Source organism: Listeria innocua, from assembly GCF_028596125.1.
Classification (GTDB): Bacteria; Bacillota; Bacilli; order Lactobacillales; family Listeriaceae; genus Listeria; species Listeria innocua.
Map to the genome: position 1 here is coordinate 2,306,037 of NZ_CP117229.1, position 12,127 is coordinate 2,318,163.

At 38.8% G+C, this 12,127-nt stretch carries 14 protein-coding genes; 10 read left to right on the forward strand and 4 right to left on the reverse strand.

What is annotated here, in order from left to right:
- Positions 1 to 17 precede the first annotated feature (17 nt).
- Positions 18 to 1,379: an aspartate kinase gene (locus PQQ29_RS12030; protein WP_003763737.1), complete on the forward strand. Its 1,362-nt coding sequence runs from the start codon at positions 18 to 20 to the stop codon at positions 1,377 to 1,379.
- A 44-nt stretch (positions 1,380 to 1,423) separates the two neighbouring features.
- On the opposite strand, the gene PQQ29_RS12035 is transcribed toward PQQ29_RS12030, so the two are convergent.
- Together PQQ29_RS12035 and PQQ29_RS12040 are read right to left on the reverse strand one after the other, a co-directional pair.
- Positions 1,424 to 1,819 carry a hypothetical protein gene (locus PQQ29_RS12035; RefSeq protein WP_033837594.1) on the reverse strand — a complete coding sequence of 132 codons (396 nt, stop codon included), beginning with the start codon at positions 1,817 to 1,819 and terminating at the stop codon, positions 1,424 to 1,426.
- A 77-nt stretch (positions 1,820 to 1,896) separates the two neighbouring features.
- Positions 1,897 to 2,481 (reverse strand): peptidylprolyl isomerase, encoded by a 585-nt coding sequence (locus tag PQQ29_RS12040; RefSeq protein ID WP_003726864.1) that lies wholly within the window; start codon positions 2,479 to 2,481, stop codon positions 1,897 to 1,899.
- Between the two features lie 162 nt (positions 2,482 to 2,643).
- Here PQQ29_RS12040 and PQQ29_RS12045 point away from each other — a divergent pair, with 162 nt between their 5' ends.
- The 8 genes from PQQ29_RS12045 (at position 2,644) to mnhG (ending at position 10,257) form a co-directional block, all read left to right on the forward strand.
- Positions 2,644 to 3,924 (forward strand): lmo2377 family MFS transporter, encoded by a 1,281-nt coding sequence (locus PQQ29_RS12045; protein ID WP_465262238.1) that lies wholly within the window; start codon positions 2,644 to 2,646, stop codon positions 3,922 to 3,924.
- A 344-nt stretch (positions 3,925 to 4,268) separates the two neighbouring features.
- Positions 4,269 to 6,677, forward strand: coding sequence for a Na+/H+ antiporter subunit A (locus PQQ29_RS12050; RefSeq protein ID WP_010991212.1), 2,409 nt, complete (start codon positions 4,269 to 4,271; stop codon positions 6,675 to 6,677).
- Positions 6,661 to 7,086, forward strand: coding sequence for a Na(+)/H(+) antiporter subunit B (locus PQQ29_RS12055; RefSeq protein ID WP_003769105.1), 426 nt, complete (start codon positions 6,661 to 6,663; stop codon positions 7,084 to 7,086). Before PQQ29_RS12050 ends, PQQ29_RS12055 begins: the two co-directional genes overlap by 17 nt.
- Entirely contained in the window at positions 7,086 to 7,433 is a 348-nt protein-coding gene (locus PQQ29_RS12060) for a Na(+)/H(+) antiporter subunit C (RefSeq protein ID WP_003763750.1), read from the forward strand. Before PQQ29_RS12055 ends, PQQ29_RS12060 begins: the two co-directional genes overlap by 1 nt.
- Positions 7,426 to 8,910, forward strand: coding sequence for a Na+/H+ antiporter subunit D (locus PQQ29_RS12065; RefSeq protein WP_072218538.1), 1,485 nt, complete (start codon positions 7,426 to 7,428; stop codon positions 8,908 to 8,910). Before PQQ29_RS12060 ends, PQQ29_RS12065 begins: the two co-directional genes overlap by 8 nt.
- A 6-nt stretch (positions 8,911 to 8,916) precedes the next feature.
- Entirely contained in the window at positions 8,917 to 9,396 is a 480-nt protein-coding gene (locus PQQ29_RS12070) for a Na+/H+ antiporter subunit E (RefSeq protein ID WP_003768160.1), read from the forward strand.
- Positions 9,393 to 9,680, forward strand: a complete 288-nt coding sequence (locus PQQ29_RS12075) for a Na(+)/H(+) antiporter subunit F1 (RefSeq protein ID WP_003722409.1) — start codon at positions 9,393 to 9,395, stop codon at positions 9,678 to 9,680. Before PQQ29_RS12070 ends, PQQ29_RS12075 begins: the two co-directional genes overlap by 4 nt.
- Positions 9,664 to 10,257: a monovalent cation/H(+) antiporter subunit G gene (gene mnhG / locus PQQ29_RS12080; RefSeq protein WP_010991214.1), complete on the forward strand. Its 594-nt coding sequence runs from the start codon at positions 9,664 to 9,666 to the stop codon at positions 10,255 to 10,257. Before PQQ29_RS12075 ends, mnhG begins: the two co-directional genes overlap by 17 nt.
- A gap of 44 nt (positions 10,258 to 10,301) precedes the next feature.
- Here the strand turns inward: mnhG and menI are convergent, their stop codons facing one another.
- Positions 10,302 to 10,673: a 1,4-dihydroxy-2-naphthoyl-CoA hydrolase MenI gene (menI, locus tag PQQ29_RS12085; protein WP_003763757.1), complete on the reverse strand. Its 372-nt coding sequence runs from the start codon at positions 10,671 to 10,673 to the stop codon at positions 10,302 to 10,304.
- A gap of 127 nt (positions 10,674 to 10,800) precedes the next feature.
- Between menI and PQQ29_RS12090 the strand changes: the two genes are divergently transcribed.
- A complete protein-coding gene (locus PQQ29_RS12090; RefSeq protein ID WP_010991215.1) occupies positions 10,801 to 11,274 on the forward strand; it encodes a divergent PAP2 family protein in 474 nt (157 codons plus the stop codon).
- A gap of 33 nt (positions 11,275 to 11,307) precedes the next feature.
- On the opposite strand, the gene PQQ29_RS12095 is transcribed toward PQQ29_RS12090, so the two are convergent.
- Positions 11,308 to 12,126 (reverse strand): YwqG family protein, encoded by an 819-nt coding sequence (locus tag PQQ29_RS12095; RefSeq protein ID WP_187983873.1) that lies wholly within the window; start codon positions 12,124 to 12,126, stop codon positions 11,308 to 11,310.
- Position 12,127 lies beyond the last annotated feature (1 nt).

A 12,127-nucleotide genomic window follows, 5' to 3' on the forward strand; every position in this document is an offset into this window, starting at 1 on the left:
GATCAGGAGTGTGTTGCATGAAAGTAATTAAATTTGGCGGAAGCTCTTTAGCATCAGGGATTCAATTAAATAAGGTTTTCCAACTTGTAGCGGAGGATTCTGAACGAAAGATCGTCGTTGTTTCTGCACCTGGAAAGCGTTTCAAGGACGATACAAAAGTGACCGATTTACTTATTGATTGTGCGGCAAAAGCACTTCTAGGCGAAGATACGAGTGAACTATTTGAAGCCGTCATTGCGAGATATGCTGGCATTGCCCTTGATACAGGAATGGATGACGCGATTATCACACAAATTCGCGCCGACTTACAAAAGACTATTTCGTCTGATAAAAGCGATCCTGATAAATTTTTAGATCGAATGAAGGCTAGTGGAGAAGACAATAATGCGAAATTAATCGCTGCTTATTTTAAATTCAAAGGCTTAAACGCCAACTATGTTAATCCAAAAGATGCTGGATTATTTGTGACGGATGAACATGCTAGTGCCCAAGTTCTTCCTGAGTCTTATGACCGTTTATTTGCGCTTCGAGAGCGAGAAGGTATCATTGTTTTTCCAGGATTTTTCGGTTATACGAAAGACGGTGAAATCAGTACATTTTCTCGAAGTGGCTCTGATATTACTGGAGCGATTGTCGCAAACGGGGCTCAAGCTGAGTTATACGAGAACTTTACTGATGTTGATGCAGTGTATGCGGTCAATCCCGCTATTGTGAAAAATCCGAAGAAAGTTCTTGAACTGACTTACCGGGAAATGCGCGAACTTTCTTATGCAGGCTTTTCTGTTTTTCATGATGAAGCACTGATTCCGGCGTTCCATGCGGGTATTCCTGTGCATATTAAAAATACGAACAATCCTGATTCTTGTGGTACACGTGTCGTTCATGAACGCGAAAACAATAATGGTCCTGTCGTTGGTATTGCTAGTGATGATGGCTTTTGTAGCATTTATATTAGTAAATATTTGATGAACCGCGAAATTGGCTTCGGACGGAAAGTGCTGCAAATTCTGGAAGATGCTGGATTGAATTATGAACATATGCCGTCTGGGATTGATGATTTAACGATTATTATTCGTGAAAATCAGTTTGGTGAGGACACAGAGCGGACGATTATGACGCGGTTAAAAGAAGAATTAAATGCCGATCAAGTGATTATGCAACATGGTATCTCCCTGATTATGGTCGTTGGTGAAGCTATGCGCCATAATGTTGGAATAACCTCGCGTGCTTCGAAAGCTTTATCTGACGCGAAAGTGAATATTGAAATGATTAATCAAGGTTCTTCTGAAGTAAGTATTATGTTTGGTGTGAAGGAAGAACAAGAAAATACGGCCGTTCGCGCACTATACAATGAATTCTTTTCAGAAGTCTTAGTCTAAAAAAACAAGTTTTTCATCCTGATTGATGAGAAACTTGTTTTTTGTTATTTATTTGCTTCTTCTAATTGGTGGTCTTTGGCGATTATATCAATAATATAATCATAAGTACTAACGCGGTAATGCTTAAAATCTTGAACGTTATAATCATTTCTTATTTTCACTCGTTCATGGATTAAATTAGACTGCTCGATTATTTCAAAATTGCTCTGACTTGTTAACCAACTAGTACTCCATTTGCTTTTTTCGTAGGTGTCGAGTTCGGTGGATGAGTGGAAAATAAACCCGTTAAAAATCATATTTAGGAGTATGCTTTCTTCTTCAAGGTCAACTTCTATGGATAGTGTGAGTTGATTAGGAGTTTGGTGTAAGCTGATAAGCCAAGTTTTGTCTCGACCGTAGATTAGTTGATTGTTGATTTTTATTGGAGATGAAATTTCTATATTTTTCACGACTCCTATCTGTAATTATTCTACCGCATTCTAAAAAGAGCACTTTCTATGAAAGTGCTCTTCATTCATTATTTAATATTAATCTTCTCAATCACAACGTCATTCACTGGTTTGTCTTGCATGCCAGTTGGTAGGTTGGCGATTTCGTCTACTACGTCCATGCCTTCGATTACGTGACCGAAAACTGTGTGGCGGCCGTCTAACCATGGTGTTCCGCCTTGTTTGTAAGCTTCGATAATTTCTACTGGGAAGCCAGCTTGTTCCATTTGGCCAAGCATGTCAGCAGGCATATCTGGTTTTTGAACGATGAAGAATTGGCTGCCGTTTGTGTTTGGACCAGCGTTTGCCATTGATAGAGCTCCGCGTAAGTTGAAAGCTTCTGTAGAGAATTCATCTTCAAAAGATTCGCCCCAAATACTTTCGCCACCAGTACCGCGGCCGTCTGGGTCGCCACCTTGGATCATGAATTCAGGAATAACACGGTGGAAAATAAGACCATCATAGTAGCCGTTTTTGGAATGTGTAACAAAGTTTTCTACTGTTTTTGGTGCAATTTCAGGGAACAGTTTGATGCGGATAGTTCCTCGGTTTGTAATCATTTCTGCTTCGATTTCATTAGGTGCCACTTCTTTTGATAATTGTGGGTAAGTCATATTGTAAAAACTCCTTCTTTTGTTTAAATTTATTGTTTACTAACGTAGCCAAATAATAAGCAAATTAACAACGACAGCAATCAGATACAGTACTAGTATAACAGCTGAAACCCAAATAACAATTTTTTTAACCAAAAATGCACATCCTTCACTTTATTTTTCATTCACTATCTTTTATTCTATAATGAAAAGGACAGTTTTAACAATAATACGAATAGAGATGATTCTTTTATGACAACTCGAACACGGAATTTATACATCTTAATGCTGGCCAACCTGCTGATGTCAGCCAGTATGACAATGATTATGCCCTTTTTATCTCTTTACATTGAAACATTTGGCGATTATAGCAATGCCTACGTCCAAAGGTGGGCCGGTTATATTTTTGGCGTGACATTTTTAGTTGCGTTTATCTTTTCGCCGATTTGGGGTCGTATTGGTGATAAGCACGGTTATAAAGGGATTTTGATTCTGACTTCGTTTGGTTTATCAGTTTGTATTTTTTTGATGGGATTTGCGCATTCTGTCACCTATTTACTGATATTGCGGATTTTCATGGGGGTTGTAACTGGCTTTATTGGCGTTAGTAATGCCTTTATTGCAAGGCAAACTCCTCGTAATGAAGCTGGGAAAATTCTCGGTACTTTGCAACTTGGAGGCGTGACTGGGATGCTGTTTGGTCCCTTGATTGGTGGGGCGATGGCGGATTTATTTGGCTTTAAAGATACCTTTACGATTACCGGGATTGCGATGATGGTTGCGGCTTTAATTGTCGCTTTTGGTGTGAAAGAAATCCGTACTGAAGAACAAAAAGAAGCTGCCAAAGTCGTTTATTCTCGTCGTGCAGTTTTAAAACAAATTTTTACGCTACGAGTTCTATTCACGGTGATGGTTATTACTGCACTCATCCAAATTGCGAACTTTAGTGTTCAACCGTTGCTTGCGCTTTATGTCGGAGATATGACGCAATCAGACAATATTGCTTTCTTGTCAGGGTTGGCGTTTTCTGCGACGGGATTCGGGAACTTGGTGATGACGCGAAAATGGGGACAGCTTGGAGACAAATATGGGTATGAGAAAATACTAAATATCTTGTTGATTATGGCGGCTGTTTTTGTTATTCCACAGGCATTCGCGACGAATCTTTGGGTGTTTATCTTCTTCCGCTTTTTATTCGGGATTGCGATTGGTGGTATGGTGCCATGTACGACAGCTTATATTCGGCTTGCGGCGCCTGGTGTTATGCAAGGCGAAATGCTTGGCTATAATCAAAGTGCTCGCTTTTTAGGAAATGTTATCGGACCAATCCTCGGTGGGACGCTCGCTGGTTTCACAGGAATTCCGAGTGTGTTCTTATTTATGAGTTTTATGTTCCTCGTGGCATTTTTCATTTTGCTTTATGCGTTACGTTCCGACCGAATACGGCATGTGAACGTAGATTGAGTTTGACAAACCTAAGTTTTTTCTTAGGTTTGTTTTTTTGTTCTTCCTATTTAATTGTTTTTTAACATTGCGTAAATTGATTTATAAAGTTAAGTTTCCTGCCTTTTTTTCAGATAAAAAAGTATGTTATAATAAAAAATATAAAAAGTACGGCGTTTATTTGGGTACTTCGTGAATAGTAAGGTTGTTGAAATTTGATGAGTTAGCGCAATTTTTTAAAATGTTAGTTAGAGCTATGTTTCATTAAATGTAAGTACTTGCTTAAAAAATAATGATTTCCTGTTCTTATTTTCACATTTCCAGGATGAGTTTCCGTATAAAAATTCTTCGAGGAGGAGCCGATATTGTCATTTCTTCATCTAGCAATTGTTCTGCCATTTATTGTGGCACTGCTAATTCCACTTTTTTACCGGTGGACTAAACAAGTTCATACTGGCTGGTTAGTACTTCCGATTCCAGTGATTTTGTTTATTTACTTCTTAACATTTATTCCCAAAACGATGGACGGGACAACGATTGTTTCAATGCCTTGGATTCCGCAACTTGGGATTAATTTTACAGTAGTAGTAGATGGGCTAAGTTTACTGTTTGCGCTACTTATTACTGGAATTGGTTCACTCGTTACATTTTACTCTATTTATTATTTAGGGAAAAAGAAAGAACGACTTAGCAATTTCTATACATTTTTATTTATTTTTATGACGGCAATGCTTGGGGTTGTCCTAAGTGATAACTTGATTGTCCTCTATCTTTTCTGGGAATTAACTTCGATTAGTTCGTTCTTATTGATTGGGTACTGGTATCATCGTGAGCGTTCAAGGTACGGTGCTCGTAAATCGATGATGATTACAGTCTTCGGTGGACTAATGATGCTCGGCGGGTTTATTTTGCTTCATATTATGAGCGATTCTTACTCCATTCGCGAGATTATTAGTAACGCGGACGTGATCAGTAATAATAGTTTATTCATTCCCGCAATGATTCTTGTATTGCTCGGGGCATTTACGAAATCTGCGCAAGTACCATTTCATATTTGGCTACCTGACGCAATGGAAGCACCTACTCCGGTCAGTGCCTACCTCCACTCTGCAACGATGGTCAAAGCTGGGATTTATATTGTCGCTCGGTTAACGCCGCTATTCGCAAGTTCGGGTGTATGGTTTTGGACGGTATCACTCGTTGGGATTACGACGCTTTTCTGGGGTTCACTAAATGCCACAAAGAAAAACGATTTAAAAGCGATTTTGGCTTACTCGACAATTAGTCAACTTGGACTTATTATGTCACTTCTGGGTGTTGGAGCGGCCTCGCTTCATTTTGACACGCTAAGTGATGATATTTATGTGATGGCGATTGTAGCGGCTGTCTTCCACTTGTTTAATCATGCGACATTTAAAGGAAGCTTGTTTATGATGGTTGGGATTGTCGATCACGAAACCGGCACGCGGGATATTAGACGGCTTGGCGGATTAATGCGAATTATGCCTATTACAGCAACGATTGCATTTATCGGAACATTTGCGATGGCTGGTATTCCACCATTTAACGGATTTCTAAGTAAAGAAATGTTTTTTGAAAGCATGGTAAATATTACGCAATTGCAATTGTTTGACGCAAGTACTTGGGGCGTTCTGCTTCCTGTTGTTGCTTGGGTTGCTAGCGTATTTACATTTGTGTATAGCATGATTATCTTCTTTAAAACATTTACTGGAAAACTGAAGCCATACTTACTTCCGAAAAAGCCACATGAAGCTCCGTTTGGACTACTGTTGCCACCAATTATTTTATCAATTTTTGTGGTAGGGATTGGGCTTTTCCCTAATTTAATTGCAGAGCCGATTTTGGAACCTGCTGTAAGAGCGATTGTTCCAGGACTTGCTACTGATTTTTCCATTCATATTGGTTTATGGCACGGATTTACACCAGCTTTATTGATGACTTTCGGGGTTGTCGCTGTTGGTATTGGCTTGTTCCTTACACATAAATACTGGAAGCCTTGGATTACTACTCGAGTTCCAAAAGCACTTCGAATTGGCAAAACATATGATAATGGGATGTATTATTTAGAACAAGGTTCGTATCGGATGACGATGTTTATTATGACTGGTTGGCTACGAACTTACTTAAACTATATGTTATCGGCCTTTATTTTAATGATGGCTTCGGTAATGATTTTCACGAATGCACTTGATTTCAACTTTTCGAGTATGACGAAAGTAACGGTTGTTGATTTTGTATTAGCTGCTGTTATTTTAGTGACTTTGGTTGGGATTGTCTTTTCCAAGTCGCGTATTACTTCGATTATTTTACTTGGAGCGATGGGTTATACAATTAGTATTTTCTTTGTTATTTCAAGAGCTCCTGACCTTGCTTTGACACAGCTTATTATTGAAACTATTTCCGTTGTGCTTTATCTACTTGTGTTCTATCACCTTCCTCAGTTTAGTAATATTGAGGAAAAGCCGAAATGGTTTTCAATGAAGACGATATTGAGTATCGGGGTTGGTGTGATTATTACACTGGTTTCCCTTTCAGCGTATAATACGACTTTTTATGACTCAATTTCAAAATACTATGTCGATAATGCTTACGTGGAAGCGGCGGGACGAAATATTGTTAATGTTATCTTGGTTGATTTCCGTGGTTTTGATACGATGTTCGAAACCGCTGTTCTGTCAATTGCCGCGATTGGTATTTACGCGATGATTAAATTACGACTGACGAAACGAGGTGAGAATGATGAAAACGAATGACGTTCTACTGAGAAATGTAACAAAAGTTGTTGCTTTCATTATTTTCTTATTCTCGCTTCACCTCTTCTTCGCAGGGCATTATAATCCAGGTGGCGGATTTGTGGCCGGGCTTACAACAGCTGGCGCAATTACGTTAACATTACTTGCTTATGATACAAAAACAGTCGCTAGTATGCTTAATATCAATACGATTATGCTCACTGGTGTCGGTCTTGTTTTTGCTCTAGGTACAGGAATGATTGGGATTTTCACGGGTGACCCTTTCTTAACACATAAGTTTGGTCATGTTGATTTGCCCATTTTAGGAGATACTGCGTTACACACGGCGACTTTGTTTGACCTTGGCGTTTACTTAGTTGTTGTCGGTGTAACACTTACGATAATTCAAACGATTGGGGAGAGTGACTGATGGAACTATTAATGTCTATATTAATCGGCTTGATTTTTGCAGCTGCTGTCTACTTAATTCTCTCTAAAAGTTTGTTACGAATTATCATTGGAACAGCTGTCCTAAGTCATGGCGTCAATTTACTTGTACTAACGATGGGTGGACTGAAAAAAGGTCGCGTACCGATTCTTGGTACACCGGGATCTGGAACATACAATGATCCCCTTCCACAAGCACTTATTTTAACTGCGATTGTTATAAGCTTTGGTGTAACTGCCTTTTTCCTTGTTCTTGCTTATAGAGCGTATCAGGAGCTTGATAGCGAGAGTGTATCCAAGACGAGAGGACATGAAGCCGATGATGAATAATTTAATTTTAATGCCGATATTGATTCCCTTCCTTGGAGCAATTACATTAATGCTACTGCCAAAACGTGTCATTGTTCAACGAGTTTTCGCCCTGATATTTAGTGGCATTCTGGTTGTGGCGACACTTGGACTCGTGTTTTACATTCGAGAAAATGGTATCACAACTGTAAATATTGGTAACTGGGCTGCTCCTTTTGGGATTACGATGGTTGGCGATATGCTTGCGATTTTGCTTACGGCAACGACTAGTATTATCCTTTTCTGCGTGATACTTTATTCCTTTTACACGATTGGGAAACCGCGTGAGAAATTTCTTTATTACCCAGCGATTCTCTTTATGATTGTTGGGGTGAATGGTTCGTTTTTAACTGGTGATATTTTCAATATGTTTGTATTCTTTGAAGTTATGTTGATGGCATCTTATGTACTTCTTGTCATTGGTGGGACCCAAGTTCAACTGAAAGCAACGATTAAATATTTACTGATAAATGTGGTTGGTTCTGGATTTTTCGTTGTAGCGATTGCACTGCTTTATTCGATGATTGGAACACTCAACATGGCAGATATTTCACAAAAAATTACGGACTTAAATGGTGCGAATACTGGAATGATAAGCGTTGTCGCAGTTTTATTCTTGTTTGTATTCGGACTAAAAGCAGGACTCTTCCCGCTTTATTTCTGGCTTCCGGGATCTTACTTTGCTCCACCAATCCCAGTTCTCGCTTTATTTGGCGGGCTTCTGACAAAGGTTGGTGTTTACGCAATTATTCGAACGTATACACTATTTTTCAGTTCACTAACTGACTTTGTTGTTCCGTTACTTGGAATACTCGCGATTGTGACGATTATCCTTGGCGTTATAGGGGCAATTAGTTATTATGATATGAAAACAATTGTGATTTACAATATTATGATTGCGATTGGCGTGATACTATTTAGCGTTTCGATTATGACACGCGAATCGATGACTGGTGCCGTATTTTACTTGATTCACGATATGATAATCAAAGCCGCACTCTTCCTCATTGTTGGGATTGTGATGGCGATTACTGGTTACTCTAGCGTGAAAAAATTCAGTGGCTTAATGAGCGTGAAGCCGTCACTTGGTTGGATTTTCTTTATTGCCACATTAGGCCTTTCAGGGATTCCACCTCTTAGCGGATTTATTGGAAAACTTTTGATAGTCGAAGGAGCTTTCTCAGCTGGTCAAATTGTTGGCGGGATACTCATTTTATTATCAAGTTTATTCGTCCTTATGTCTTTAATCAAAGTCTTTACAAGAGGTTTTTGGGGCGAGAAAAAAGGCGTATTCAATCTACAAATTCCGTATAAAAAAATGCTCGTACCTGTAGTTATTCTACTTGCGATTTCTATTGGTTATGGCGTGTTTAGTAACGCAATCTATCCGTTTATTGAACAGGCGGTTGACCCACTTGTTGACCCTTCTGTTTATATCGATGCGGTGATAAAGGAGTGATAAAAGATGGCTTTTCAACTTATTCTTAATATAATACTTGCTTGTTTGTGGATGTTTCTTGAGTCATCATTTAGTTTTGCGACATTTATCATTGGCTTTATTATCGGGATATTTTTGCTTTTATTTATGCGACGCTTTCTTGGGTCAAGATTTTACCTTTTCCGGTTATTTGCCCTCGTTAAACTAGTTTTCCGTTTCTTGCATGATTTAATAGTTTCGACGGTTCATGTAAGTCGAATTGTTTTGAAGAAAGATATGAACATTCGTCCAGGGATTTTCAGATACGATACAACACTTGAAACTGACTGGGAAGTAACTATGCTCGCGTTATTAATTACATTAACTCCTGGTACACTTTCGATTGATATTTCGGATGATTATAAAGCAATCTATGTTCATTCGCTTCACGTTCCGAATATCGAAGAAGAAATTGCAACGATTCGTAAATCTTATGAAGGTGCGATTATGGAGGTGTTCCACGGATGATTATTCAAATAGCTTTATCCATTGGTTTACTTCTTTATTCGATTTCTACCTTCTTATATCTTTACCGTATTTTAAAAGGACCAACTACTTCTGATAAAGTCGTGGCGCTTGATTCTATTGGCATGAATTTAGTGGCAATTGTTGCCCTCCTTTCAATGTTTTATGACACCCATGCCTTTTTAGATGTTATATTACTTATTGCGCTCCTTGCCTTTATTGGGACGGTTTCCTTTGCCAAATTTATTGAGAAAGGGAAGGTGATTGACCGTGAACGTGATAATTGAGATTATTATTTCTATTATGATTTTAATTGGTGGCTTGCTTAGTATTCTGGCGGCAATTGGTGTTATCAGACTACCGGATGTTTATACAAGAACACATGCTGCTGGGATTAGTAATACATTTGGCGTTAGCTTGCTTCTTTTTGCAACGGTTGGTTATTTTTTCCACTCAGGTGAAGGTTTTAATGCGCGAGTGCTTCTGGCAGTGCTGTTTATTTTCTTAACGACTCCAGTAGCCTCCCACCTTATTAACCGGGCCGCTTATGATACTGGTGTGCCGCTAGCTATTCGAATTCGTGACCAATTGCGTTCGGTGAAAAAAGACGACATCAAGAAAAAGAAAAGCCTTATTATTCGCCAAGAACAAATTGAAAAAGCGCGACAAGAACGGGAAGAATTGGAAGAACGAATGGAATGGGAACGACGCGAAGAAAAAATCGATGAGCGTGAAGATCAAGAAGAACAAGAACGCGAACGCGAGGAACAAACGATTGAAGAACAGTCGGATGATTCCGAGCATGAAATCATCGAACAAGATGAAAGTGAAACTGATTCAGACGAAGATGAATCAGAGAAATAAAATAAGCATGGCGAGAGTTCATCAATTGACCTCTGCCATGCTTTTTATTTTCGTTTCTTTTTAACTGCTATAGTACATCTGCTAATACAAATTAGTTTTTCCGTTTCGTCAGTGATTTTAATTTCCCAGACTTGGGTACTTCTGCCAAGGTGGATTGCTTCCGCAGTTGCTGTCACTAATCCTTCTTGTTTTGAAGCGAGGTGGTTGGCGTTAATTTCTAAACCAAAGACGATTTCATCAGGTTCAATTGATTTCGCAGCACCAATACTCGCAGCATGTTCTGCCAAAACAACAGAAACTCCGCCATGCAAATAGCCAAATGGTTGATGAACTTTTTCTGTTACTTCTAACTGAACGACTGCTTTTCCTTTTTCTACTGAAACAATTTCAATGCCAATAGTTTCTTGGAGTCCCATATGTTCCCTTCTTTCCGAATTTGATTTATACTTTATTATATAAGAGTTAGAAGAAAAATTCTAGAAAAGGTTTTTAATAAGCTCATTGTGGTAAAATAAGAATAGACTTTTTGACAGGAGAGATTTGATGTCGATATTTACGAATACACCATTAATTGCATCTATTATTGCGATAGTGTTTGCTCAAGTGGTAAAAGTGCCGATTCATATATTAGTTTACCGGAAGTTTAACCTCGGACTAATGTTTTCCACTGGTGGTATGCCTAGCTCTCACTCGGCTGCGGTTACTGCACTAATGACAACACTCGCAATTGAATACGGGCTAGATTCACCTTATTTCGCGATTGCTGTTGTATTTGGTATTATCGTGATGTTCGATGCGACTGGCGTTAGAAGACAAGCCGGTGAACAAGCAGTTATTTTAAACAAATTAGTAACAGATTTCCAAGACTTCGTGGAGCATGCAAAAGGGCTTGCGGCACCTGAACAAGAAGAAAAAACGAAGCATTTAAAAGAATTACTCGGCCATAAACCAATGGAAGTTTTCTTTGGGGCTTTGACCGGGATTGCGATTGGATTTATTTTAGAAATATTTATGTAAATAAAAAGCTGACTCATTGTAGTCAGCTTTTTTTCATGAGCAATCCCAGTTATACATAATGTTAGAAAAGTCTCGATTGATTAAATCTTGTTTATTAATGAAGAAGTTCGCAACACCGCAGTCGCCCCACATAATCGCCATTCTGTTATTGTCAAAATCTTCGGAAGCTAATTGGAATAAAAGCGTGTCGTGATGGGGATTTTCTGCATACATACGCGGATCTTCTTGTGTGAAGAACGGATACCCGCCGAGCTGACTGCCTTCGCTAGCTAGGTTATATAACTGATCTGCTTTATCTTCCTCATCAGCGAAAATTTGATCAGCTAACTCATAAAAATTATTACCAAATTCATTTTCAAAATCAAAGCTATCTTGTAGCAAAATTTGATCCGATACTTGACCAGTCATTTTAAATTCTCCATTCACAACTGGATAAAAATCTGTTTTCGCTACATCTGCAAAAAACGCATCTTGTTCTTCTTTGGACAGGCTCTCGCTCCCTAAGTCATCAAAGAAAAACACCCGAAAACCTTCCTGGCTCGTAGGATTTTCAAAATTAAGCCCGTATAAATCATCTTGATAATCTACATAAAAAGCGAGCAAGCCAAATTCTGGATAATTTTCCATTTGCGGCATTTCTGAAAAATTGATTTGTGCCAAAAGAGAAAGCGGCTTCCCTTCTTCCGTTACAGGATAACCTTGTTCTTTAGGCAAATAACCGCGTCCACCAGCTTTACTTTGAAGTAATGATAGCGTGCCCGCTTCTTTAAAATGTATTTCGATGCGCTCTTTTTCTGTTTCCAAAAAGCGTTCGGCCCATTCACTTGGAAGTATATCAAAAAGTTGTTCCATT

Coding starts and splice junctions, on each gene's coding strand:
- menI (WP_003763757.1), bottom strand. CDS start 10,673: ATGGGACTCCAAGAAACTATTGGCATTGAAATTGTTTCAGTAGAAAAA.
- PQQ29_RS12060 (WP_003763750.1), top strand. CDS start 7,086: ATGGAACTATTAATGTCTATATTAATCGGCTTGATTTTTGCAGCTGCT.
- PQQ29_RS12095 (WP_187983873.1), bottom strand. CDS start 12,126: ATGGAACAACTTTTTGATATACTTCCAAGTGAATGGGCCGAACGCTTT.
- PQQ29_RS12055 (WP_003769105.1), top strand. CDS start 6,661: ATGATGAAAACGAATGACGTTCTACTGAGAAATGTAACAAAAGTTGTT.
- PQQ29_RS12070 (WP_003768160.1), top strand. CDS start 8,917: ATGGCTTTTCAACTTATTCTTAATATAATACTTGCTTGTTTGTGGATG.
- PQQ29_RS12075 (WP_003722409.1), top strand. CDS start 9,393: ATGATTATTCAAATAGCTTTATCCATTGGTTTACTTCTTTATTCGATT.
- PQQ29_RS12030 (WP_003763737.1), top strand. CDS start 18: ATGAAAGTAATTAAATTTGGCGGAAGCTCTTTAGCATCAGGGATTCAA.
- PQQ29_RS12040 (WP_003726864.1), bottom strand. CDS start 2,481: ATGACTTACCCACAATTATCAAAAGAAGTGGCACCTAATGAAATCGAA.
- PQQ29_RS12065 (WP_072218538.1), top strand. CDS start 7,426: ATGAATAATTTAATTTTAATGCCGATATTGATTCCCTTCCTTGGAGCA.
- PQQ29_RS12090 (WP_010991215.1), top strand. CDS start 10,801: ATGTCGATATTTACGAATACACCATTAATTGCATCTATTATTGCGATA.